The sequence below is a fragment of the Pseudomonas cichorii genome (assembly GCF_019719005.1).
Lineage (GTDB): Bacteria > Pseudomonadota > Gammaproteobacteria > Pseudomonadales > Pseudomonadaceae > Aquipseudomonas > Aquipseudomonas cichorii_E.
In genome coordinates, this window is the sequence record NZ_JAIGPJ010000004.1 from 84,532 (window position 1) to 106,789 (window position 22,258).

23 protein-coding genes are annotated in these 22,258 nt (G+C 59.5%); 14 read left to right on the plus strand and 9 right to left on the minus strand.

All coding sequences use genetic code 11. From position 1 onward, the window contains the following. Positions 1-7: 7 nt before the first annotated feature. A complete protein-coding gene (locus K5D32_RS05380) occupies positions 8-1,084 on the minus strand; it encodes a DUF2066 domain-containing protein (RefSeq protein ID WP_221577466.1) in 1,077 nt (358 codons plus the stop codon). Between the two features lie 339 nt (positions 1,085-1,423). Here K5D32_RS05380 and purM point away from each other — a divergent pair, with 339 nt between their 5' ends. The 4 genes from purM to K5D32_RS05400 all read left to right on the plus strand — a co-directional run bounded on the left by purM (position 1,424) and on the right by K5D32_RS05400 (position 4,276). Next, complete coding sequence (gene purM / locus K5D32_RS05385) at positions 1,424-2,482, plus strand: phosphoribosylformylglycinamidine cyclo-ligase (RefSeq protein ID WP_025261333.1); 1,059 nt, start codon at positions 1,424-1,426, stop codon at positions 2,480-2,482. Then, complete coding sequence (purN, locus tag K5D32_RS05390) at positions 2,482-3,132, plus strand: phosphoribosylglycinamide formyltransferase (RefSeq protein WP_198727062.1); 651 nt, start codon at positions 2,482-2,484, stop codon at positions 3,130-3,132. The genes purM and purN overlap by 1 nt, the downstream gene beginning before the upstream one ends. An 8-nt stretch (positions 3,133-3,140) precedes the next feature. Then, on the plus strand, positions 3,141-3,854 hold the full coding sequence (locus K5D32_RS05395; protein ID WP_221577464.1) for a DUF3108 domain-containing protein: 714 nt from the start codon (positions 3,141-3,143) through the stop codon (positions 3,852-3,854). A 242-nt stretch (positions 3,855-4,096) separates the two neighbouring features. Continuing rightward, positions 4,097-4,276, plus strand: a complete 180-nt coding sequence (locus tag K5D32_RS05400; RefSeq protein ID WP_025261336.1) for a hypothetical protein — start codon at positions 4,097-4,099, stop codon at positions 4,274-4,276. 58 nt (positions 4,277-4,334) lie between these two features. Here K5D32_RS05400 and K5D32_RS05405 read toward each other — a convergent pair whose 3' ends face one another. The 5 genes from K5D32_RS05405 to cysM form a co-directional block, all read right to left on the minus strand. Further along, entirely contained in the window at positions 4,335-4,874 is a 540-nt protein-coding gene (locus K5D32_RS05405; protein ID WP_221577463.1) for a DUF2058 domain-containing protein, read from the minus strand. Between the two features lie 30 nt (positions 4,875-4,904). Beyond that, entirely contained in the window at positions 4,905-5,738 is an 834-nt protein-coding gene (gene mazG, locus K5D32_RS05410; protein WP_221599428.1) for a nucleoside triphosphate pyrophosphohydrolase, read from the minus strand. Between the two features lie 119 nt (positions 5,739-5,857). Then, positions 5,858-8,098 (minus strand): GTP diphosphokinase, encoded by a 2,241-nt coding sequence (gene relA, locus K5D32_RS05415; protein ID WP_221599429.1) that lies wholly within the window; start codon positions 8,096-8,098, stop codon positions 5,858-5,860. 158 nt (positions 8,099-8,256) lie between these two features. Continuing rightward, the gene (rlmD, locus tag K5D32_RS05420; RefSeq protein WP_221599430.1) at positions 8,257-9,612 is read right to left on the minus strand and encodes a 23S rRNA (uracil(1939)-C(5))-methyltransferase RlmD; all 1,356 of its coding nucleotides are present in this window, start codon (positions 9,610-9,612) and stop codon (positions 8,257-8,259) included. Next, positions 9,612-10,514 carry a cysteine synthase CysM gene (cysM, locus tag K5D32_RS05425; RefSeq protein WP_198727074.1) on the minus strand — a complete coding sequence of 301 codons (903 nt, stop codon included), beginning with the start codon at positions 10,512-10,514 and terminating at the stop codon, positions 9,612-9,614. Before cysM ends, rlmD begins: the two co-directional genes overlap by 1 nt. 242 nt (positions 10,515-10,756) lie before the next feature. Here cysM and K5D32_RS05430 point away from each other — a divergent pair, with 242 nt between their 5' ends. From K5D32_RS05430 to K5D32_RS05445, 4 genes are all read left to right on the plus strand, one after another. Next, entirely contained in the window at positions 10,757-13,510 is a 2,754-nt protein-coding gene (locus K5D32_RS05430; protein ID WP_221599431.1) for a response regulator, read from the plus strand. Positions 13,511-13,607: 97 nt separating this feature from the next. Beyond that, on the plus strand, positions 13,608-14,603 hold the full coding sequence (locus K5D32_RS05435; protein WP_221599432.1) for a 2-hydroxyacid dehydrogenase: 996 nt from the start codon (positions 13,608-13,610) through the stop codon (positions 14,601-14,603). A 26-nt stretch (positions 14,604-14,629) separates the two neighbouring features. Beyond that, complete coding sequence (locus K5D32_RS05440) at positions 14,630-15,067, plus strand: hypothetical protein (protein ID WP_117181085.1); 438 nt, start codon at positions 14,630-14,632, stop codon at positions 15,065-15,067. Beyond that, positions 15,064-15,468 (plus strand): META domain-containing protein, encoded by a 405-nt coding sequence (locus tag K5D32_RS05445; protein ID WP_221577457.1) that lies wholly within the window; start codon positions 15,064-15,066, stop codon positions 15,466-15,468. Before K5D32_RS05440 ends, K5D32_RS05445 begins: the two co-directional genes overlap by 4 nt. A gap of 61 nt (positions 15,469-15,529) precedes the next feature. On the opposite strand, the gene K5D32_RS05450 is transcribed toward K5D32_RS05445, so the two are convergent. After that, on the minus strand, positions 15,530-15,997 hold the full coding sequence (locus tag K5D32_RS05450; RefSeq protein WP_221577456.1) for a TlpA disulfide reductase family protein: 468 nt from the start codon (positions 15,995-15,997) through the stop codon (positions 15,530-15,532). A gap of 118 nt (positions 15,998-16,115) precedes the next feature. Here K5D32_RS05450 and arsC point away from each other — a divergent pair, with 118 nt between their 5' ends. The 4 genes from arsC (at position 16,116) to K5D32_RS05470 (ending at position 18,211) form a co-directional block, all read left to right on the plus strand. Continuing rightward, positions 16,116-16,469: an arsenate reductase (glutaredoxin) gene (arsC, locus tag K5D32_RS05455; RefSeq protein WP_221599433.1), complete on the plus strand. Its 354-nt coding sequence runs from the start codon at positions 16,116-16,118 to the stop codon at positions 16,467-16,469. Further along, on the plus strand, positions 16,466-17,071 hold the full coding sequence (gene wrbA / locus K5D32_RS05460) for an NAD(P)H:quinone oxidoreductase (protein WP_221577454.1): 606 nt from the start codon (positions 16,466-16,468) through the stop codon (positions 17,069-17,071). Before arsC ends, wrbA begins: the two co-directional genes overlap by 4 nt. After that, positions 17,064-17,462, plus strand: a complete 399-nt coding sequence (locus K5D32_RS05465; RefSeq protein ID WP_221599434.1) for a DUF2069 domain-containing protein — start codon at positions 17,064-17,066, stop codon at positions 17,460-17,462. Before wrbA ends, K5D32_RS05465 begins: the two co-directional genes overlap by 8 nt. 77 nt (positions 17,463-17,539) lie before the next feature. Next, entirely contained in the window at positions 17,540-18,211 is a 672-nt protein-coding gene (locus K5D32_RS05470; protein ID WP_221592647.1) for a DNA-3-methyladenine glycosylase I, read from the plus strand. A 7-nt stretch (positions 18,212-18,218) separates the two neighbouring features. Here K5D32_RS05470 and ttcA read toward each other — a convergent pair whose 3' ends face one another. Next, positions 18,219-19,043: a tRNA 2-thiocytidine(32) synthetase TtcA gene (ttcA, locus tag K5D32_RS05475; RefSeq protein ID WP_025261351.1), complete on the minus strand. Its 825-nt coding sequence runs from the start codon at positions 19,041-19,043 to the stop codon at positions 18,219-18,221. A 226-nt stretch (positions 19,044-19,269) separates the two neighbouring features. On the opposite strand from ttcA, the gene K5D32_RS05480 reads away from it, so the two are divergent. Together K5D32_RS05480 and K5D32_RS05485 are read left to right on the plus strand one after the other, a co-directional pair. Next, a complete protein-coding gene (locus K5D32_RS05480) occupies positions 19,270-19,869 on the plus strand; it encodes a Yip1 family protein (protein ID WP_221599435.1) in 600 nt (199 codons plus the stop codon). Positions 19,870-19,991: 122 nt separating this feature from the next. Further along, positions 19,992-20,486 carry a SprT family zinc-dependent metalloprotease gene (locus tag K5D32_RS05485; RefSeq protein WP_221577542.1) on the plus strand — a complete coding sequence of 165 codons (495 nt, stop codon included), beginning with the start codon at positions 19,992-19,994 and terminating at the stop codon, positions 20,484-20,486. Between the two features lie 69 nt (positions 20,487-20,555). Here K5D32_RS05485 and K5D32_RS05490 read toward each other — a convergent pair whose 3' ends face one another. Then, entirely contained in the window at positions 20,556-21,899 is a 1,344-nt protein-coding gene (locus K5D32_RS05490) for a dicarboxylate/amino acid:cation symporter (RefSeq protein ID WP_221577450.1), read from the minus strand. Positions 21,900-22,258 lie beyond the last annotated feature (359 nt).

A 22,258-nucleotide genomic window follows, 5' to 3' on the forward strand; every position in this document is an offset into this window, starting at 1 on the left:
TGCCGGACTACCAACGGAAATACAGTTGCGGTGCAGACACCGGGACAATCATTGGCGCATCCGCAGCAGGAGCCGGTGAGGCGGCGGCATCGACTGGCGCTGCTGGCGGTGGTGTAGCAACTGTCGCTTCGCTGGCGGGCACTTCCTGCAATTTTGCCAGGGACAATTGCGAGCGTAGCTGCTCCGGGCTGCTCGTGACTTCAAATGTCACGCGATCAGCCTCGACCGACTTGAGGCGGGCGCCGAACGGTTCGAGCAGATTGAGCAATTGCGCGTAACGCTCCAGATTCATGCCCTGCACCTGGAAGACCAGACCGGTGGATGCGCCGGGCTTGGCGGCAAAACGCGGAGCCAGCCGCTGGCTCACCGCCAGGAGAATGGAATCGGCCAGCGCTTCAGGGTTGGCACCCGTGGCGCTGCCCTGCTCGCGCTGATCACCCAGCCACAAGCGCCATTTGCCTTGCCACTGCCCGGCTTCTTCCTTGGCGTGCACAGCAAGAATCGCGTCGGCACCATAGCGCTCGGAAGCTTCTTTAAGCGGCGTGACATCGGTGCTTTCAAGATGCTGCGCGGTGCCGACGCCCTGCTCGCTCAAGTCAGCCAGCGGCAAACGCAAAGGCAAGCCACGATGCTGGGCGGCGCGGCGCAGGGGTTCGGCAGACGCCTGGCCATCGCCCACCAGATTGGAGCCCTCGGTGGAATCCAGCAGCCACCAGCCCAGGATCGACGGACGATTGCTGCCCCATATCGCCAGACCGGCCTGACGCAGAGAGCGGTCAGTGGTAGCCGGATCGAAATCCACCAGCAGGGTTTCCGGCGGTCCGGCTTCATAGCCGTACTGGCTGATGATCTGTTGCGGGTCCTTGCGTAACCCGGCCAAGGCCGAACCTTGCGCAGCCTTGGTATCGCCGGTCAAACGCACGACCAGGGTTTCCAGAGCCGCCTGAGTGGCGCGGGTACGCTCCTCGGGCGACTGACCGCTGACGGTTTCACGGACTTGGTACAAATTGCTCACGGTCTCGGCAAGGCCGGGCAGACTGAACAGGGAAAGGCAGCCGACGAAAAGGAATCTAGAAAAACGCATGGACGGTTCCCGAACGGAAAAAACGGCATTGGCAGGCCGTTGAAAACAGGATGAAGATGTTCAACATGCCTCAGACAGCAGGTCGTTGCCAATCATTCACATAAAATTACAGCTTATTAAGGAAGGCCTGAATCGCCGATCCGGATTTTATTTTTGCCTGATACCCCCCTGCCCGTCGGCCCAAGGATGGCTCACGGGCAGCAAGCCTGATAAAATCGCGCGCCTTCGCAGACTGGCGATGGTGGCGGCCTGAAACGGCACTGCGCGAAAGCGTAACCCTGAACCGGCCCCGCCGCAGCGGTCGATACCCCCGAATCCCCCCTAAAGGCCTGGATTTTTATGAGCAAGCAACCCTCCCTGAGCTACAAAGACGCCGGTGTAGACATCGACGCCGGTGAAGCATTGGTCGAACGCATCAAGAGCGTCGCCAAGCGCACCAAGCGTCCGGAAGTCATGGGCGGCCTGGGAGGTTTCGGCGCCCTCTGCGAAATCCCGGCCGGCTACAAGCAACCGGTTCTGGTTTCCGGCACCGACGGCGTCGGCACCAAGCTGCGTCTGGCCCTGAACCTGAACAAGCACGACAGCATCGGCATCGATCTGGTCGCCATGTGCGTCAACGACCTGGTGGTCTGTGGCGCAGAGCCGCTGTTCTTCCTCGACTACTACGCCACCGGCAAACTCAACGTCGACACCGCGGCCCAGGTCGTGACCGGTATCGGCGCTGGCTGTGAACTGGCCGGCTGCTCGCTGGTTGGCGGCGAAACCGCTGAAATGCCTGGCATGTACGAAGGCGAAGACTACGACCTGGCCGGCTTCTGCGTCGGCGTCGTGGAAAAGGCCGACATCATCGACGGCTCGAAAGTGGCTGCCGGTGACGCCCTGCTCGCCCTGCCATCGTCCGGCCCGCACTCCAATGGTTACTCGCTGATCCGCAAGATCATCGAAGTCGCCGGTGCCGATATCGAAAACATCCAGCTGGACGGCAAGCCTCTGACCGAACTGCTGATGGCCCCGACCCGCATCTACGTCAAGCCGCTGCTCAAGCTGATCAAGGAAACCGGCGCGGTCAAGGCCATGGCCCACATCACCGGTGGCGGTCTGCTGGACAACATCCCGCGTGTACTGCCAGCAGGCGCACAAGCCGTGGTCGACGTCGCCAGCTGGCAGCGTCCGGCAGTATTCGACTGGTTGCAGCAGCAAGGCAACGTTGAAGAAAACGAAATGCACCGCGTCCTGAACTGCGGCGTCGGCATGGTGATCTGCGTTGCCCAGGAGCACGTTGAAACCGCCCTGAACGTACTGCGCGAAGCAGGCGAGCAACCTTGGGTCATCGGCCAGATCGCTACCGCCGCCGAAGGTGCAGCACAAGTCGAGCTGAAAAACCTCAAGGCGCATTGATGTCTGCTACCTGCGATGTCGTGGTGCTGCTGTCTGGCACCGGTGGCAACCTGCAAGCCATGATCGACAGTTTCAAGGACGGGGCCAGCCCCGTCCGCATCCGCGCCGTCATTTCCAACCGGGAGGACGCATTCGGATTGCAACGCGCCAGAGACGCCGGTATCGAAGCCTGCGTTCTTGATCACAAGGCATACGAAGGCCGCGAGGCCTTCGATAGCGCCCTGATGGAACTGATCGACACCTTCGAGCCACAACTCGTGGTACTGGCCGGATTCATGCGCATCCTGACGGCGGACTTCGTTCGCCACTATCAGGGTCGCCTGCTCAATATCCACCCTTCCCTGCTGCCTCGCTACAAAGGCCTGCATACTCACCAGCGTGCGCTTGAAGCCGGAGATACCGAACACGGCTGCAGCGTGCATTTCGTCACCGAGGAACTCGATGGCGGGCCACTGGTCGTACAGGCTGTGATTTCAGTAGAGTTGCAGGACTCGCCAGCCACACTTGCGCAACGGGTCCACGCGCAAGAGCACCGGATCTACCCGCTGGCCATACGCTGGTTCGCCGAAGGCCGATTGCGTCTTGGCGATGAGGGTTCATTACTGGATGGCAAGTTACTTCCGCCCACCGGACACTTGATTCAAGACTAGGAGATACCATGCGTCGTGCCTTGCTCTTCGCTTTCGCTCTGTTCGCACTGCCTGCGGCACATGCAGCAGATCTTCAACCCTTCTCCGCCAGCTATACCGCCGACTGGAAGCAGCTTCCCATGAGCGGTACGGCCGAACGCAGCCTGGAAGCCGGCCCCAACGGTACCTGGACCCTCAGCTTCAAGGCCTCGATGATGATCGCCAGCCTGACGGAAGTCAGCACGCTGAAAGTCGACAAAGAAGTGATGCTGCCCCAGACCTACAACTTCGAGCGCAGCGGCCTGGGCAAGTCCAAGAAGGTTGATCTGGCCTTCGACTGGGCTGCCAAATTCGTGACCGGCACTGATCGTGGCGACGCGATCAAGCTGCCGCTCAACCGTGGCGTTCTCGACAAGTCCACTTACCAGTTGGCCCTGCAGCATGACGTGGCAGCCGGCAAGAAGAGCATGAGCTATCAGGTCGTCGACGGTGACGAAATCGATACCTATGACTTCCGCGTGCTGGGCTCGGAAAAGGTCGCCACCAAGGCCGGCCAGGTCGATGCCATCAAGGTCGAGCGCGTACGTGACCCGACACAAAGCAAGCGCACCACCGTGCTGTGGTTCGCCAAGGACTGGGATTACCTGCTGGTCCGCCTGCAACAGGTCGAAACCGACGGCAAGGAATACAACATCATGCTGTTGGACGGCACTGTTAATGGCAAGGCTGTGAAAGGTAGCTAAGCCTCTTTCGCGAGTAAATTCGCTCCTGAACAGGAGCGAATTTACTCGCAAAATCCTTCATGAAGAATCCTTCATTTCCCCCGCAAAAAACCTGAAAGCCCCACCAGTCAAAGCCTCCAGCCCGGCAAAAAGTTCAATGGGCCAGCACCTCAAAAATTGCCTATTTACTTAGCAAGCTAACCGATTCTATAAAAGAGGCCTGCGACACATCGCCGCAGTTTCTAGAGTCAGGAGCTATCAATATGACCGTTAAAGTTACTGAGCGTGACGAAGCCCACCTCTCTCATGAAGCCGTTGCGGATGGCATTCAGATCTGGGACGTTTACCAACAGGACCAGTTGGTGGGGATGTTTCACGTAGAGTCAGACGCCTATAACTACAAGGCAGAGCTGGAAGAGCAGGAAAACCAGCGCACTCACTGATAATTCGAGCGCAAAACAAAACCCGCCTTGAGCGGGTTTTGTTTTGTTCGCAAGAGACTTACCACATCAGGTCGTCAGGCACCTGATAGGCCGCATACGGATCATCTGCATCCGGCGCTTCGGTCGGGGTGTTGAGCAACACGATACGGCGCGGGTCGCGCTCCTGGATCTTCAGCGCCGCTTCACGGGGAATGATTTCGTAACCGCCGCCGTGATGCACGATGGCCAGCGAGCCGCTGCTCAGCTTGTTGCGCATCAGGGCATTGACCGAGATGCGCTTGACCTTCTTGTCATCGACGAAGTTGTAGTAATCCTCGGTCGTGAGCTTGGGCAGGCGCGAGACTTCGATCAATTGCTTGATCTGCGCGGTGCGGGCCTTGGCCTCGGCCTTTTCCTGCTGCTGACGATTGAGCTCCTGATCGCGCCTGGCCTTTTCGGCCTGGGCCTCCTGGGCTGCACGCTTTTGCGAGTCATCGATCTGGATCTGGCCCTTGTGCGCCAGACGCTGTTCTTTCTGCTTGTCTTTGCCGACCTGCTTGGCCTGCTTTTGGTTGACCAGACCTGCCTTGAGCAACTGGTCACGAAGGGAAAGGCTCATTGTCTACTCGCTTATGCAGATACCACACGCTCAGCCGCAGCCGGGCGTGCTCTTTTCCTGACGTTTGGCTTCGCCCCACAGAGCGTCCATTTCATCGAGAGTGCAATCTTCGATGGGACGCCCGGCCTGATGCAATGCCTGTTCAATAAATCGGAAGCGCCTGTCGAACTTGCCATTGGCCGAGCGTAGCGCAGTTTCCGGGTCAACTTTAAGATGCCGGGCCAGATTGACGACCACAAACAGCAAATCGCCCACTTCCTCGGCCATGCCCTGAGCATCATTCTCTGCCATGGCTTCGAGTACTTCATCCAGTTCCTCACGAACCTTGTCGACCACCGGCAAGGCGGCGGGCCAGTCGAAACCGACCTGAGCAGCCCGCTTTTGCAGCTTGACCGCACGGGACAGCGCCGGCAGAGCCGTGGGCACGTCGTCGAGTAATGAAAGCTGCTCGGGCGCGCCTGCTTTCTCGGCGCGCTCCTGAGCCTTGATCTCGTCCCAGCGCCGGTTGACCTCTTCATCGGTCAGACGCGGGGTTTCCAGCGGCGCATACAACTCGCCGGTGGGGAACACATGGGGATGACGACGCAGCAACTTGCGGACAATACAGTCCACAACGCCCTCAAACTCGAAGCGGCCTTCTTCCTTCGCCAACTGAGCATAGAAGACCACCTGAAAAAGCAGATCACCCAACTCGCCGGGCAGATGATCGAAATCCCCCTGCTCGATGGCATCGGCCACTTCATAGGCCTCTTCCAGCGTATGCGGCACGATACTGGCGTAAGTCTGCTTCAGATCCCATGGGCAGCCATATTGCGGATCGCGCAGGCGGGACATGAGATTGAGCAGGTCGGTGATTGAGTACATGGGGCTCCTTTCAGTCGCAGCTGTAAGCTGAAAGCCACAAGTTTCAAGCTACAAGCTACAAGCTACAAGCTCGTTTTTGCCTTGTAGCTTGTAGCTTGAAGCTTAAAACTTACAGCCTCCTACGGCGTCCTGTTGCGCCTCGTCTCGATGATGTTCGGCAACTGGGCAATCCGTCCCAGCAACCGACCCAGCGCATCCAGGCCCGGAATCTCGATGGTCAGGGACATGAGTGCAGTGTTGTCTTCCTTGTTCGAGCGGGTGTTGACCGCCAGCACGTTGATCCGCTCGTTGAGCAGGACCTGGGTGACGTCACGCAACAGCCCGGAACGGTCGTAGGCACGGATGATGATGTCCACCGGATAGGTGAGCACCGGCACCGGACCCCAGCTGACCTGGATGATCCGCTCGGGTTCGCGCCCCCCCAATTGCAGCACAGAGGCACAATCCTGACGGTGGATGCTCACGCCGCGGCCCTGGGTGATATAGCCGACAATGGCATCCCCCGGCAGCGGCTGGCAGCAGCCGGCCATTTGTGTCATCAGGTTGCCGACGCCCTGGATCTGAATGTCGCCGCGCTTGCCTGGCTTGTAGCCGGTGGCCTTGCGTGGAATCAGTTCAACATCGTTGATACGTTCCGGCTCGACCTGCTGCTGGGCAAGGTTGACCAGTTGCGCCAGACGCAAGTCGCCTGCGCCCAGAGCGGCGAACATGTCTTCGGCGGTCTTGTAGTTGGCCTTGTCCGCCAGCTTCTCGAAATCCACCAGCGACAGTGCCAGCCGTGCCAGTTCGCGCTCAAGCAGGGTTTTACCTGCCGCCACGTTCTGGTCACGGGCCTGCAGCTTGAACCAGTGAACGATCTTGGCCCGCGCCCGGGACGTGGTGATATAACCCAGGTTCGAGTTCAGCCAGTCGCGGCTCGGCGTACCGTGCTTGCTGGTGATGATCTCGACCTGCTCGCCGGTCTGCAGGCTGTAGTTGAGCGGTACGATCCGGCCATTGATCTTCGCGCCACGGCAGTTGTGGCCGATCTCGGTGTGTACCCGATAAGCGAAGTCCAGCGGTGTCGAGCCCTTGGGCAGGTCGATGGCGTGACCGTCCGGGGTGAAGACGTAGACACGGTCCGGTTCGATATCGACCCGCAACTGATCCGCCAGACCGCCGATATCACCCAGCTCTTCGTGCCACTCGAGCACCTGACGCAGCCAGGAGATTTTCTCTTCGTAATGGTTGGAGCCGGATTTGACGTCAGTGCCCTTGTAGCGCCAGTGCGCACAGACGCCCAGCTCGGCTTCTTCGTGCATGGAATGCGTGCGGATCTGCACTTCCAGCACCTTGCCTTCCGGCCCGATAACAGCCGTATGCAGCGAGCGATAGCCGTTTTCCTTGGGGTTGGCGATGTAGTCGTCGAACTCCTTGGGAATGTGTCGCCACAAGGTGTGAACGATACCCAGCGCGGTGTAGCAGTCGCGCATTTCCGGGACCAGTACCCGAACGGCACGCACGTCGTAGATCTGGCTGAAAGCCAGGCCCTTGCGCTGCATTTTGCGCCAGATGGAATAGATGTGTTTGGCACGCCCGCTGATGTCGGCCTTGACGCCGGTGGCCAGCAGTTCGTTTTCCAGTTGCGACATCACATCGCTGATGAAGCGCTCACGATCCAGGCGCCGCTCATGGAGCAGCTTGGCGATCTGCTTGTATTGCTCAGGCTCAAGGTAGCGGAAAGACAGGTCTTCCAGCTCCCACTTGATATGACCGATACCCAGGCGATGGGCAAGAGGTGCGTAGATATCGAAGACTTCACGGGCCACGCGATTGCGTTTTTCGTCGTCGGCATTCTTGACCGCACGAATCGCACAGGTACGCTCGGCCAGCTTGATCAGGGCCACACGCACGTCATCGACCATCGCCACCAGCATCTTGCGCAGGTTTTCCACCTGCGCCTGACTGCCCAGCACCAGAGACTGGCGAGGGCTGAGGCTGGCACTGATGGCGGCCATGCGCAGCACGCCGTCGATCAGCTTGGCGACGGTCGAACCGAAGCGCTGCTCGACATCCTGCAAGGGGATCACGCCTTCGCGCACGCCCCGATAGATGACAGCTGCGATCAGGGAGTCCTGATCGAGCTTGAGGTCAGCCAGGATTTCCGCGATTTCCAGACCGGTCTGGAAACTGGAAGTACCGTCTGCCCAATGATTCTTTAAAGCGTTGTCCTTCTGCTCGGATTGCCGGGCAAATTCACAGGCCTCTTTCATGGCCTCCCGGTCCAGGACCATGTCGACGCTGACAATATGATCAAGCCATGCGTCTAGGTTGATACTGCCGTCTGTGTTTATCGGCTGGTGCGCTCTCACCTGTACCATGCTGCTTACCTTCCCTACGGCGCGATGAATAGCGCCTTCAGTCGCCAGCCTTCTTGAGCGAATGCCACTTGCCGGGCAAGCAAGGACCGGCATTCGCGGGCCAGTCGGATTAAACGAGATTCCCTGTCAGCAGCTGACTCGATCCAATGAACCGCTGCTCACTTACTCGCTTCAAATAAAGCCATCGCCTCGACATGGGCCGTCTGTGGAAACATATCGAGTATTCCGGCACGTTTTAATCGGTAGCCCTGATTGACCAATTCGACCGTGTCGCGAGCCAAAGTAGCCGGGTTGCATGAAACATAAACAAGCCGTCTGGCGCCTGATTTCCTGATCTGGCGCACCACTTCAAAAGCTCCGTCGCGCGGTGGGTCCAAGAGTACCGCAGAAAACCCTTCAGCGGCCCAGCTTGCCTGTGTCAGCGGCTGGGAAAGATCCGCCTGAAAAAACCTGACATTGTGCAGATCATTACTCATTGCGTTGGCCGAGGCACGCTCGACCATGGTCGCAACCCCCTCGACCGCAACCACTTCCTGCGCCATCCCGGCCAGCGGCAGGGCAAAGTTGCCCAGGCCACAGAACAGATCCATCACTCGCTCGTCAGCCTTGGGCGCCAACCACTCCAGCGCCTGCCCGATCATCGCGGTGTTCACCGCCGCGTTGACCTGAATGAAATCCCCCGGCCTCCAGGCCAACTGCAGATTCCATGGATCAAGATGATAGCCCAATGCCTGATCCGGGTCTGCCGGTTGAGGCTCGCCTTCGCCATGCAGCCAGAGTTGCGCGTCATGCTCCTTGCAGAACCCTTGCAGCATGGCCAGATCACCCTCGGCCAGAGGCGCGGTGTGACGCAGCAACACGGCAATGGAAGAGCCGCTGAACAATTCAACGTGACCCAGCGACTGAGGTTTGCTGAAGCTTTTCAACAGGGCTGGCAGTTGCGTCATGATCGGTTGCAAGGCCTGTACCAGCACCGGGCAATGCTCGATGCTGACGATGTCCTGGCTGGCTGCCGCACGAAAGCCCACATCCAGCCGCTTGGCCCTGGCATCCCAGCGCACAGCGATGCGCGCACGGCGGCGGTAGGCCAGTTCAGAACCCGCCAGTGGCGCAGCCCATTCATCCGGCACGACATTCGCGACCCGCTGCAACTGCTCGGCCAGCATGCGCTGTTTCAGGGCAAGCTGTTCGTCATGGGGCACATGTTGCACGCTGCAACCGCCACAGCGACCAAAATGCTCACACGCAGCCGGGCGGCGCATGGCACTGGCCTGCAACACTCGCTCGGTACGCGCTTCGACAATCTTGCCGTGGGCATTGAGCACCCGCGCCTCGACCTCCTCACCTCCAAGGCTGCCTGCTACAAACCAGGTCTTGCCGTCGAGAAAGGCGATGCCGCGTCCGTCACTGGACAGGCGTTCAATGGTCAGCCGCTGTTTCTTGCCAGCAGGGATCTGCGCAGCCTTGACGCCTCCAGCGGGTTGGAAGCGCAGCCCTCTTTGTTGTTTGGCCATCAGTTGGGCGCGTCGTAGACGCCGGTCGACAGGTAACGGTCGCCACGGTCACAGATGATTGCGACCATGACCGCATTTTCGACTTCACGGGACAGGCGCAGCATGCCGGCTACAGAACCACCGGACGACACGCCACAGAAGATGCCTTCCTCACGGGCCAGTCGGCGCATGGTGTCTTCGGCTTCCAGTTGGGCCATGTCGATGATGCGATCGACACGATCGGCCTGATAGATGCGAGGCAGGTATTCATGGGGCCAGCGGCGGATGCCGGGAATCGCGGCGCCTTCCATAGGCTGCAGACCGACGATCTGCACGTCCGGATTCTGCTCCTTGAGGTAGCGCGAGGTGCCCATGATGGTCCCCGTGGTGCCCATGGAACTGACGAAATGGGTGATGGTGCCGCCGGTCTGCTGCCAGATTTCCGGGCCGGTGCTGGTGTAGTGCGCTTCGGGATTGTCACCGTTGGCGAATTGATCAAGCACCTTGCCACGGCCTTCGGCCTGCATGCGCTCAGCCAGGTCGCGGGCGCCTTCCATGCCCTCTTCCTTGCTGACCAGAATCAGTTCTGCGCCATAGGCGGTCATGGCCGCCTTGCGCTCGGCACTGGAGTTGTCCGGCATGATCAGAATCATGCGGTAACCCTTGATCGCCGCGGCCATGGCCAGGGCAATGCCGGTATTGCCGGACGTGGCTTCGATCAGAGTGTCGCCCGCGTGGATCTGGCCGCGCAGTTCGGCACGGGTAATCATCGACAGCGCCGGGCGGTCTTTTACCGAGCCAGCCGGGTTGTTACCTTCGAGCTTCAACAGGAGGGTATTGCTGGTATTACCCGCGATGCGTTGCAGGCGCACGAGCGGAGTGTTGCCGACACAATCGGCAATGGTTTGATACTGCAAGGTCATGGCGTATTCGCGATCCAGACTGCGGGGGGCACTATCATAACGGCAAACGCCCAAAGCCCATATCACGCAAAGTGCGCTTCTTATCACTAAAAGGAATAAGCAATATTTTCGGCTCCAGCCTCACAAGCCTTGACTTCCCGCAACCCCAAGAGCGTATCGGCATGTAATATGCGTTTCAGGGTAAGCGGCTAGACTGCCCTGAAACGATATCGATGGACTGATTCCGACAGGTGGAGAAAGCTGTGCTGACCAAACTGGGTATAAAAGGCCGCGTATTACTGCTGACTATTCTGCCGGCCAGTTTGATCGCGCTGATGATGGGCACTTACTTCACGGTGATGCAGCTTCACGAGTTGCAGGGCCAGTTGCTGCAACGCGGTGAAATGATTGCCCAGGAACTGGCGCCACTGTCCGCCCCCGCGCTGGGACGAAGAGACAAGACACTCCTGAGTCGCATCGCCTCGCAGACCCTCGAACAGGCCGATGTACGTTCGGTGTCCTTTCTCGACCCCGAGCGCAATACCCTGGCCCACGCCGGCCCGAGCATGATCGCCCCCGCGCCCATCGGTAACAGCACCCAGTTGCTCAACACCTCGGCCAACGACGCGACCCGTTATTTATTACCGGTGTTTGGCAATCAGCGGCACCTGACCAGCGAAATCATCCCCGCCGAAGCCGACCGGCTGCTGGGCTGGGTGGAACTGGAAATTTCCCACAACGGCACCTTGCTGCGCGGCTATCGCAGCCTGTTCGTCAGCAGCCTGCTGATCGCCTTCGGCCTGGCGCTGACGGCCATTGTCGCGGTACGCATGAGCCGCACCATCAATGAACCCCTGAGCCAGATCAAGCAGGCGGTGTCGCAACTCAAGGACGGCAACCTCGAAGCACGAGTACCGCCGCTGGGCAGCGCGGAGCTGGATGTGCTCGCCTCAGGCATCAACCGCATGGCTTCGACCTTGCAGAATGCTCAGGAAGAATTGCAGCACAGCGTCGATCAGGCCACCGAAGACGTCAGGCAGAACCTGGAAACCATCGAAATCCAGAACATCGAACTGGATCTGGCGCGCAAGGAAGCACTGGAAGCCAGCCGGATCAAATCCGAATTCCTGGCCAACATGAGCCATGAAATCCGCACGCCGCTCAACGGCATTCTGGGCTTCACTCATCTGTTACAGAAAAGCGAGCTGACCCCACGCCAGCGCGATTACATGAACACCATCGAGAAATCGGCCGACAGCCTGCTGAGCATCATCAACGAGATTCTCGACTTCTCCAAGATCGAAGCCGGCAAGCTGGTGCTGGAAAATGTCCCGTTCAACCTGCGCGACCTGTTGCAGGACACCATGACCATCCTGGCTCCGGCAGCCCATGCCAAGCAGCTTGAACTGGTCAGCCTGGTTTATCGCGACACGCCGCTGTCCCTGTCGGGCGACCCGCTGCGCCTCAAGCAGATCCTGACCAATCTGGTCAGCAACGCGATCAAATTCACCCGCGAAGGCACCATCGTCGCCAGGGCCATGGTCGAAGACGAAACCGAGGAAAGCGCGCAGTTGCGCATCAGCGTTCAGGACACCGGCATCGGCCTGTCCAGCCAGGATGTACGCGCCCTGTTCCAGGCCTTCAGTCAGGCAGACAATTCGTTGTCCCGCCAACCGGGCGGTACCGGCCTCGGGCTGGTGATTTCCAAACGCCTGATCGAGCAGATGGGCGGCGAGATTGGCGTGGACAGCACGCCGGGCATCGGCTCGGAATTCTGGATCACCCTGACGCTGCCCAAGGCCCGGGACGAAGTCGAAGAGCTGCTGTACAAGCCTCTGGAAGGCGTTCGCGCCGCCGTGCTCGAGCACCATGAACTGGCCCGTCAGGCTCTGGAACACCAACTGGAAGACTGCGGGCTTGAAACGTTGATCTTCAATAACCTGGAGAACCTGCTCAACGGGGTGACCGCCGCCCACCAGACATCAACAGCAATCGATCTGGCGGTACTGGGCGTCACGGCTCATGAGATCCCGCCGGAGCGGTTGCGCCAGCATATCTGGGACCTGGAAAACCTTGGCTGCAAAGTGCTGGTGTTGTGCCCGACCACCGAGCAGGCGCTGTTCCAGTTGTCGGTGCCGGATGTCTATAACCAGTTGCAGGCCAAGCCCGCCTGCACCCGCAAGCTGCAAAAAGCCCTGTCGGAGCTGATTGCCCCGAAAGTGGTACGCACCGACGTTGTCCAGCCATTGGCCAGCCGTCCGCCGAAAGTCCTGTGCGTGGACGACAACCCCGCCAACCTGTTGCTGGTCCAGACCCTGCTCGAAGACATGGGCGCGCTGGTGGTCGCGGTGGACAGTGGCTATGCGGCGCTGCATTGCGTGCAGACCGAAACCTTCGATCTGGTGCTGATGGATGTGCAGATGCCCGGCATGGACGGGCGTCAGGCCACTGAAGCGATTCGTGTCTGGGAACTGGAGCGCCAGTGCACTTCCCTGCCTATCGTCGCCCTCACCGCCCACGCCATGGCCAATGAAAAACGTTCCCTGCTGCAAAGCGGCATGGACGATTACCTGACCAAGCCCATCAGCGAGCGGCAACTGGCGCAGGTGGTGCTCAAGTGGACAGGCCTGGCCTTGCGCACGCCGCTGCCGGAACGTCCGTCCGATACCCAGCAGAGCCATACCGGCCCGCTGGTGCTCGATCACGAAGAAGGTTTGCGTCTGGCTGCCGGCAAACCCGATCTGGCGACCGACATGCTGGCCATGCTGCTGGCATCGCTGGATGCCGACCGCGAAGCCATCCGTCTGGCACGAGCCGCCGAAGACATTCAGGGCCTGATCGAACGCGTCCATCGCCTGCACGGCGCCACACGCTACTGCGGCGTACCGCAACTGCGTGCCGCCTGCCAACGCGCCGAAACCCTGCTCAAACAGGATTCGCCAGAGGCTATCGAGGCGCTGGACGATCTGGATAAAGCCATTACCCGGCTGGCCGTTGAGGCACGTGTCACGGCCTGAAGTCGAGCCTGTTCGCGGATGAATCCGCTCCTACGCCATACGCGACAGGAGCGAATTCATTCGCGAAAAACCCAACTCCTCAAGGAAGACCACACCCATGCGCACCCTGATTTTCAGCAGCCAGACCTACGACCGGGAAAGCTTCCTGGCCGCCCAGGCGCCCGATGGCCTGGAACTGCATTTCCAGCCAGCTCGCCTGACCCTGGAAACCGCCACGCTGGCCCATGACTACCCGGTGGTCTGCGCATTCATCAATGACGACCTCAGCGCCCCGGTACTGGAGCGTCTGGCGGCAGGTGGTACCCAGCTGATTGCGCTGCGCTCGGCGGGTTACAACCATGTGGACCTGCAAGCCGCTCAGCGACTGGGCATCGCCGTAGTCCGGGTTCCGGCGTACTCACCCCATGCCGTGGCCGAGCACGCTGTGGCCTTGATCCTGGCCCTCAACCGTCATCTGAATCGCGCCTACAACCGCACCCGCGAAGGTGACTTCAGCCTGCATGGCCTGACCGGTTTCGATCTGGTGGGCAAGACCGTAGGCGTGATCGGCACCGGGCAGATCGGCGCAACCTTCGCGAAGATCATGTCGGGGTTTGGCTGCAAGCTGCTGGCTTACGATCCGTACCCGAATCCGCAAGTCCTGGCCCTGGGTGCCGAATACCTGAGCCTGCCCGCCCTGCTTGAACAGGCGCAGATCATCAGCCTGCATTGCCCGCTCACCGAGCAGACTCGCCACATGATCAACCAGCAATCTCTGGCCACCCTGCAACGAGGCGCCATGCTCATCAATACAGGTCGGGGCGCTCTGGTGGAAACACCTGCATTGATCGACGCCCTCAAGACCGGGCAACTGGGGTATCTGGGGCTGGATGTCTATGAAGAGGAAGCGCAACTGTTCTTCGCCGACCGCTCGGACCTGCCCTTGCAAGACGACGTGCTGGCGCGCCTGCTGACCTTCCCCAATGTCATCATCACCGCGCATCAGGCTTTTCTGACTCAGGAAGCCCTGGGCGCCATTGCCCGGACAACTCTGGACAACATTGCCGCATGGAATGCAGGTACTGCGCAAAACCGGATCGAAGCCCAGGCGTGATAAGATGCGCGCAATTTGGAGGACCCATGGTCGAACACGATTTCCGCTACAGCATGCTCAACCCTCAACACACTCTCACCGAGTGCCGTACGCTGGGGCCCGGGCGTTATCAAGTCACCGGTAACGGCGGCTCGATCCACAACAATGATCAACTGCTGGTCACCATCAAGGGCAGCAAAAGCCTTTACATGCGTCTGTCAGTGGAGAAAGTCCGGCACCTGATCAATCCACCCGGCCAATGGGTCGCAGTGGCCAATGGCCCGGCGTTCGACGAGTTGGCGATCCACCAGTGGAAGGTCAATTGCGACAGTTGCTCTGCCGAACTGGACTTCGAGTTCATGGTCGAGAGCAAGCTTGGCACCAAGGCCCAGAAACCCGCCGCCGTTGCACGCATCGCCGAGCTGGGCTGGAAGACCGAAGGTGAAAAACATACATGCAGAAAGTGTCAGGAGAAAGCGGCATGAAACACCTGGCTGTACTGAGCCTGATCGGTAGCGCCTTGCTGGTCGGCTGTGCGACTGAGCCCAAACCCATCGAACTGGATCAGAGCTATGTGCTGGAGTGGATCGGCGAACGTCCGCTGATCGACAGCAGCCACCTGACCATGACCCTCGGTGCCGATGGCCGGGCCTACGGCAACGCGGGCTGCAACCACTGGTTCGCGCCCTACACCCTGAAAGGCCAGACCATCAGCTTCGGCCCCATCGGCAATACCCGCAAGATGTGCGTACCGCCAGTGATGGAGCAGGAGCAGCGTTTCCTGAAAGAGCTGAGCAAGGTGCAGCGCTGGGATATTTCGCCCATCGAGCAATTGCGCCTGTGGCCAGCCGAAGGCAAGCCATTGCGGTTCTGGCCTGAGGATTGAGGTAGGCCCTGTCGCGAATGAATTCGCTCCTACACGGTGGGAGCGAATTCATTCGCGAAAATCAGCCCTCGCCGCGTAACGCCTTCAACCTGTCCGTCACGCCCTGTGCGCTCTGCTCACCGAGCAACTGCGCGCGCATCTTGCCTTTGTCGTCGATGATGTAAGTCACCGGCAGCGCTTCGGATGGCGGCAGGTTGTAGCGCTCGGCCGGGTCCTGGGCCAGGACGGTGAATTTGATGCCCAGGGCATTGGAAGCATTTTTCAGGTCGTCGCCCTGCAGGTTGTCGAAGTTGACGCCCAGCACGCTGACCTTCTTGTCCTTGAGTTCTTCGGACAAGTGATTGAATTCCGGAATCTCGGTACGGCACGGGCCACACCATTCGGCCCAGTAGTTAATCACCAGCCAATGGTTGTCGATGCGTTCGCTGGACACCTTCTGGCCGTTCTGGTCCACGCCCAGGTCCGCGCCACAACCGCTCAACAGCAAACTGCCGACAAACATCGCTACCGCTGCCAATCGCCTCGCCATCTGTGCTTCCTTCCTCGACTTTCTCTATAAACGGTTCACCGATATGCGCCTGATCATGTCGACCCGCGCCGTCGCGCAGGTAGAATACGCGCCACTCTAGGCAAGATGCGACCTGCAAATGACTGATCTGACGCTTTATCACAACCCGCGCTGCTCGAAATCCCGCGGCGCGCTGGAACTGCTGCAGGCCCGCGGCCTGACTCCGGACATCGTTCTGTACCTCGAAACCCCGCCGGACGCCGCACAATTGCGCGACCTGCTGGCAAAGCTGGGAATTGGCCCACGGCAATTGCTGCGCAGTGGCGAAGATGACTACAAGGCCCTGAACCTGGCAGACCCGAGCCTGAGCGACGAGCAACTGATCAACGCCATGGCTTCGCACCCCAAACTCATCGAACGGCCGATCCTGGTCGCAGGTGACAAGGCAGTTATCGGTCGTCCTCCAGAAAACATACTGGAGCTATTGCCATGAGCGATGCCTACATTCTGGTTCTGTTCTACAGCCGCAACGGTTCCACCAGCGAGATGGCCCGCCAGATCGCTCGCGGCATCGAAATGGGCGGCATGGAAGCGCGCCTGCGCACCGTGCCGGCCATTTCCGCCGACTGCGAAGCCACCGCGCCGCAGATCCCGGAAAACGGTGCGCTGTACGCCACGCTGGACGACCTGAAAAACTGCTCCGGTCTGGCGCTGGGCAGCCCGACCCGTTTCGGCAACATGGCTGCGCCGCTCAAGTACTTTCTGGACGGCACCAGCAACCTCTGGCTCACCGGCGCTCTGGTGGGCAAACCGGCCAGCGTGTTCACCTCCACCGCCAGCCTGCATGGCGGACAGGAAACCACGCTGATGTCGATGCTGCTGCCCTTGCTGCACCACGGCATGCTGGTGATGGGCCTGCCTTACAGCGAAGGCGCGCTGCTGGAAACAGCCGGTGGCGGCACGCCGTATGGCGCCAGCCACCATGCCGGAGCTGACGGCAAACGGCCGCTGGATCGCCATGAAACCGAGCTGTGCCGCGCCCTTGGCCAGCGTCTGGCGAAAACCGCGCTGCAACTGGAGACCCCGCGTGGCTAAAAAGCCCAAAGTGCTGCCGCCCAGGGAATGGCTGGAGCCACGGGTACGTATCAGCCGGGCCGCGAGCCTGATCTGCTTTCTGGGCATGATCGCCCTGCTGACGGTGTATTACCTGTTTGTCGCCGACCTGCATGGCGCCCGCCCACCTGTGATCCTGGCCGTCGAGCTGCTGCCCTTGCTGTTGCTGGCACCCGGCATGCTGCTGGGTAAAACCCGAGGGCACTCCTGGACATGTTTTGTCATCAACCTGTATTTCATCAAAGGTGCCCTGGCGGCCTTTGATCCGAACCGCTGGCTGTTCGGCGTGCTGGAAATGCTGGCCAGTGTGGCGGTATTCATCAGTGCGTTGTTGTATGTCAGGTGGAAATCACAACTTGACCTAACCCCGTAGGAGAGAATCGGGCGGCGCTCCGCTTATTCGCGAATGAATTCGCTCCTACGATATGGCCACTTACTTATGGAGAACCGATGCACGATTACAAATGGCTGAACGAATACTGCCTGAACCGTTTCGGCTCCGCCAAGGCTCTTGAGGCACTGTTGCCGGTGCCGCATACGCCGAAGCAACTGATGGCTTTCGGCGATGATCGCTATCTGTCGACCATGGCCCTGCGGGTGTTTCGTGCCGGCTTGAAACACAGTCTGGTGGATGCCAAGTGGCCTGCGTTCGAGGAGGTGTTCTTTGGCTTCGACCCGGAAAAGGTCGTGCTGATGGGAGCAGACCATCTGGAGCGGCTGATGCAGGACACCCGCATCATTCGCCACCTGGGCAAGCTCAAGAGCGTGCCGCGCAATGCGCAACTGATTCTGGATATCGCTCAGGAACACGGCAGCTTCGCCAAATTCATCGCCCAATGGCCGACGGATGACATCACGGGCCTTTGGCAATACCTGGCCAAACACGGCAACCAGATGGGCGGGCTTTCAGCGCCACGCTTCCTGCGCATGGTGGGCAAGGACACCTTCATCCCGAGCCAGGATGTAGTGGCGGCTCTGAACGCGCAGAACATCGTCGATAAAGTACCGACCAGCAAGCGCGATCAGGCCATCGTGCAGGATGTCTTCAATCAGTGGCATGCCCAGAGCGGGCGGCCGATGTGCCAGCTTTCAGCGATGCTGGCCTTCACCGTCAACCACTGATTGCCGGTCAGATATTCACCACATTGACGAACCGCGAGGCTGCGGTTTCGTCCATGCGCAGGCTGGTGAAGTCGAACAGATTGCGGTCGGCCAGTTGCGAAGGGTGAACGTTCTGCAAGGCGCGGAAGATGCTTTCGGTACGGCCGGGCGTCTTGCGCTCCCACTCGATGAGCATTTCCTTGACCACCTGACGCTGCAGGTTTTCCTGGGAGCCGCACAGGTTGCACGGAATGATCGGGAATTCCTTGAAGTCCGAATACGCCTGAATGTCCTTTTCATGGCAGTAAGCCAGTGGGCGGATCACCACGTTGCGGCCATCGTCGGAACGCAGCTTGGGCGGCATGGCCTTGAGCGAACCGTTGAAGAACATGTTGAGAAAGAAGGTTTCGACAATGTCGTCGCGGTGATGCCCCAGCGCCATTTTGGTGGCACCGATTTCATCAGCGAAGGTGTACAAGGTGCCACGACGCAGGCGCGAGCACAGCGAGCAGGTGGTCTTGCCTTCCGGAACCAGCTCCTTGACCACCGAATAGGTGTCTTTTTCGACGATGTGGTATTCGATACCCAGGGTTGCCAGATAGGCCGGCAGCACATGTTCCGGGAAACCCGGCTGCTTCTGGTCCATGTTCACGGCAACGATCTCGAACTTGATCGGCGCGACCTTCTGCAGATGCATCAGCACGTCGAGCATGGTGTAGCTGTCCTTGCCGCCGGAGAGACAGACCATCACCTTGTCGCCATCTTCAATCATGTTGAAGTCGGTAACCGCTTCGCCGGCCAGCCGACGCAGGCGTTTCTGCAGTTTGTTCTGATTGACTGAAAGGGTGCCCATGATGCTGGTGGTATCCGCTGGTGACTTCGGGGAAAGGGCGGCCATTTTACGCACAACCTGCGGATCGTTAAACCACTGGCTTATGGAACACCGCTATTAACAGACCGTGGTAAATCGCCAAACACTCTAAGCACGTCGTTCATGGCCAGGCCATGCTTTCTATACTGCGTGATGAGGTCGCATTCAGGCTTGTGGCCTTCAATCCACGAGATGAAGGAGTCATCCTATGATCCATCACGTCTGGGGGCTGTTCACGCATCCCGATCGGGAATGGAGACAGATACGTGGCGAAGAAGAAAGCATTGGCCACATGTACCTCACTCACACCCTGATCCTGGCCGCGATCCCGGCAGTTTCCGCTTATATAGGCACCACCCAGATCGGCTGGGCCATCGGTGACAGCCCGCCGGTGATGCTGACCCACGCCAGCGCGATAGGCATGACGCTCATGTCATACATCTCCATGTTGCTGGGTGTCGCGGTAATGGGCGGTTTCATTCACTGGATGGCCCGCACCTACGACGCCACACCCACCCTGGCGCAATGTATTGCGTTTGCCACCTATACGGCCACGCCGCTGTTCATCGGCGGGCTGGCGGCGCTGTATCCGCATATGTGGCTGGGCATGCTGGTGGGGACTGCGGCCATTTGCTACACGGTTTACCTGCTGTATGTGGGCCTGCCGACCTTCATGAATATTCCCCAGGAAGAAGGCTTCATGTTTTCCAGCTCCGTCCTGGCCGTTGGCCTGGTGGTGCTGGTAGCGATCATGGCCTTTACCGTGGTGCTGTGGGGCGTTGGAGTCGGCCCGGAATACACCAGTTGAACAACAGTTCGGCGGGCAGCGCACTGCTGCGGCCCGCCGAGCTGACCGACCATCTGGCAGTCGGGGTTGCCAGCACGCCCCCGCATTACGGCATACTTGGCGCATCTGGAGAGCCACACAGCATGCCCGAGCAACTCAATTCCCGTGTAGAAACCTGTTACCAGCAAGCCGAAGCCTTTTTCAAACGCACCTTCAAACGCCCGGTCGTCAGCCTCAAGCTGCGCGGCCAGAAAGCCGGTGTCGCACACCTGCACGAGAACATGCTGCGCTTCAACCCGCAGTTGTATCGGGAAAACGCCGAAGATTTCCTGCGCCAGACCGTACCCCACGAAGTCGCCCACATGATTGCCCATCAGCTGTTCGGGGACCGTATCCAGCCCCATGGCGAAGAATGGCAACTGATCATGCGCGGCGTATACGAACTGCCGCCCAACCGCTGCCATACCTACGCCATCGAGCGACGCAGCGTGACCCGCTACATCTATCGCTGCCCCTGTCCCGACAGCGACTTCCCGTTTTCGGCCCAGCGCCACGGCATGGTATCCAAAGGCCGGCGCTATCTGTGTCGACGCTGCCGTCAGACGCTGGTTTTCAGCGGTGAAACCCGCGTGGAGTAATCCGCCTCGCAGGAATCGCAGGTATAAAAAAACCCATCCGAAGATGGGTTTTTTATCATTCAGCGCGTGTCAGACGGTTTTGCCAGTGTCGACAGGAGCCGGGCCTTCAGCGACACCCAGGTCATCTTCATGACGGGTTTCGACGATGGAAGTACCACCGGAGGCCAGTTCGGCCTGCAGCTTGTCGTTGTCCAGCTCGCCAACCCACTTGGCAACAACCAGGGTAGCAACAGCGTTACCGACCAGGTTGGTCAGGGCGCGGGCTTCGGACATGAAGCGGTCGATACCCAGGATCAGCGCCAGACCGGCAACCGGCAGGTGGCCGACGGCCGACAGGGTTGCAGCCAGAACGATGAAGCCGCTACCGGTCACGCCAGCAGCACCTTTGGAGGACAGCAGCAGCACCAGCAACAGGGTGATCTGGTGGGAGATGTCCATCTCGGTGTTGGTCGCCTGAGCGATGAACACGGCAGCCATGGTCAGGTAGATCGAAGTACCGTCCAGGTTGAAGGAGTAACCGGTCGGGATAACCAGACCAACCACCGACTTCTGTGCACCCAGGCGCTCCATCTTGATCAGCATGCGTGGCAGTGCGGATTCCGAGGAGGAAGTACCCAGCACGATCAGCAGCTCTTCACGGATGTAGCGGATCACCTTGGAGATGGTGAAACCGTGCGCACGGCAGATGGCGCCCAGTACCAGCATCACGAACAGGAAGCAGGTGATGTAGAAGCAGATCATCAACTGACCGAGCTGCACCAGAGTACCTACACCATAAGCACCGATGGTGAAGGCCATGGCACCGAACGCACCGATAGGCGCCAGCTTCATGATCATGTTGATGATGTTGAACATCACGTGAGCGAAGCGATCGATGAAGTCCAGAACCGGACGGCCGTAGGCACCCAGGCGATGCAGGGCGAAGCCGAAGATCACCGAGAACATCAGCACTTGCAGGATGTCGCCGTTGGCGAAGGCGCCGACGATGGTGTTCGGGATCACGTTGAGGATAAAGCCGACGATGCTCTGGTCTTTACCGGCAGTGACGTAGGCAGCGATCTTGGAGGCATCCAGAGTGCTGACGTCGATGTTCATGCCAACACCTGGCTTGACGACGTTGACCACTACCAGACCGATGATCAGGGCCAGAGTCGAAACGATCTCGAAGTACAACAGTGCGTAGCCACCGGTCTTGCCAACCGATTTCATGTTCTGCATGCCCGCGATACCGCTGACGACCGTACAGAAGATGATGGGGGCGATGACCATTTTGATCAGTTTGATGAACCCGTCACCCAGCGGCTTCAGGGCCTTGCCGGTGTCAGGGTAGAAGTGGCCGATCAGGATACCGATGACAATCGCTACGATTACCTGAAAGTACAGAGTTTTGTAGAAGGGCTGACGAGTCGTCATTGTTGTTATCCTCAAGGGCGTCGTCGGCATCTCACCTGATGCACGCGAGCCTATAAAGCACTAACCCTCCTGCACTGGAGGGATTTGTTGTGTCGAGTTTGCGCAGGGCAGTTCTCTACGACGACAAGTAGCAAGCGGCGTGCCACTCCCGGAAAAAATCTCCTGAAGCCCGGCTCACAAGGCATCGTTGTATAAACAGTAGTAGGAAAAGGCCATGATGGTGGCGGTTTTCCGCCGATAGCCAGTAAAAAAACCGAAAGGGTGGCGGGTATCCGCCTTTGCCCGAACCTCGCAGGAGCGAATTCATTCGCGAGGCGTCATTGAAGGCAATTGATTTTCTTAGGATGTACGAGCCTTCG

Coding starts and splice junctions, on each gene's coding strand:
- purM (WP_025261333.1), top strand. CDS start 1,424: ATGAGCAAGCAACCCTCCCTGAGCTACAAAGACGCCGGTGTAGACATC.
- K5D32_RS05490 (WP_221577450.1), bottom strand. CDS start 21,899: ATGACGACTCGTCAGCCCTTCTACAAAACTCTGTACTTTCAGGTAATC.
- cysM (WP_198727074.1), bottom strand. CDS start 10,514: ATGACCTTGCAGTATCAAACCATTGCCGATTGTGTCGGCAACACTCCG.
- K5D32_RS05435 (WP_221599432.1), top strand. CDS start 13,608: ATGCGCACCCTGATTTTCAGCAGCCAGACCTACGACCGGGAAAGCTTC.
- K5D32_RS05440 (WP_117181085.1), top strand. CDS start 14,630: ATGGTCGAACACGATTTCCGCTACAGCATGCTCAACCCTCAACACACT.
- K5D32_RS05470 (WP_221592647.1), top strand. CDS start 17,540: ATGCACGATTACAAATGGCTGAACGAATACTGCCTGAACCGTTTCGGC.
- K5D32_RS05480 (WP_221599435.1), top strand. CDS start 19,270: ATGATCCATCACGTCTGGGGGCTGTTCACGCATCCCGATCGGGAATGG.
- K5D32_RS05400 (WP_025261336.1), top strand. CDS start 4,097: ATGACCGTTAAAGTTACTGAGCGTGACGAAGCCCACCTCTCTCATGAA.
- K5D32_RS05450 (WP_221577456.1), bottom strand. CDS start 15,997: ATGGCGAGGCGATTGGCAGCGGTAGCGATGTTTGTCGGCAGTTTGCTG.
- wrbA (WP_221577454.1), top strand. CDS start 16,466: ATGAGCGATGCCTACATTCTGGTTCTGTTCTACAGCCGCAACGGTTCC.
- mazG (WP_221599428.1), bottom strand. CDS start 5,738: ATGTACTCAATCACCGACCTGCTCAATCTCATGTCCCGCCTGCGCGAT.
- purN (WP_198727062.1), top strand. CDS start 2,482: ATGTCTGCTACCTGCGATGTCGTGGTGCTGCTGTCTGGCACCGGTGGC.
- K5D32_RS05485 (WP_221577542.1), top strand. CDS start 19,992: ATGCCCGAGCAACTCAATTCCCGTGTAGAAACCTGTTACCAGCAAGCC.
- K5D32_RS05380 (WP_221577466.1), bottom strand. CDS start 1,084: ATGCGTTTTTCTAGATTCCTTTTCGTCGGCTGCCTTTCCCTGTTCAGT.
- rlmD (WP_221599430.1), bottom strand. CDS start 9,612: ATGGCCAAACAACAAAGAGGGCTGCGCTTCCAACCCGCTGGAGGCGTC.
- ttcA (WP_025261351.1), bottom strand. CDS start 19,043: ATGGGCACCCTTTCAGTCAATCAGAACAAACTGCAGAAACGCCTGCGT.
- K5D32_RS05395 (WP_221577464.1), top strand. CDS start 3,141: ATGCGTCGTGCCTTGCTCTTCGCTTTCGCTCTGTTCGCACTGCCTGCG.
- relA (WP_221599429.1), bottom strand. CDS start 8,098: ATGGTACAGGTGAGAGCGCACCAGCCGATAAACACAGACGGCAGTATC.
- arsC (WP_221599433.1), top strand. CDS start 16,116: ATGACTGATCTGACGCTTTATCACAACCCGCGCTGCTCGAAATCCCGC.
- K5D32_RS05405 (WP_221577463.1), bottom strand. CDS start 4,874: ATGAGCCTTTCCCTTCGTGACCAGTTGCTCAAGGCAGGTCTGGTCAAC.
- K5D32_RS05445 (WP_221577457.1), top strand. CDS start 15,064: ATGAAACACCTGGCTGTACTGAGCCTGATCGGTAGCGCCTTGCTGGTC.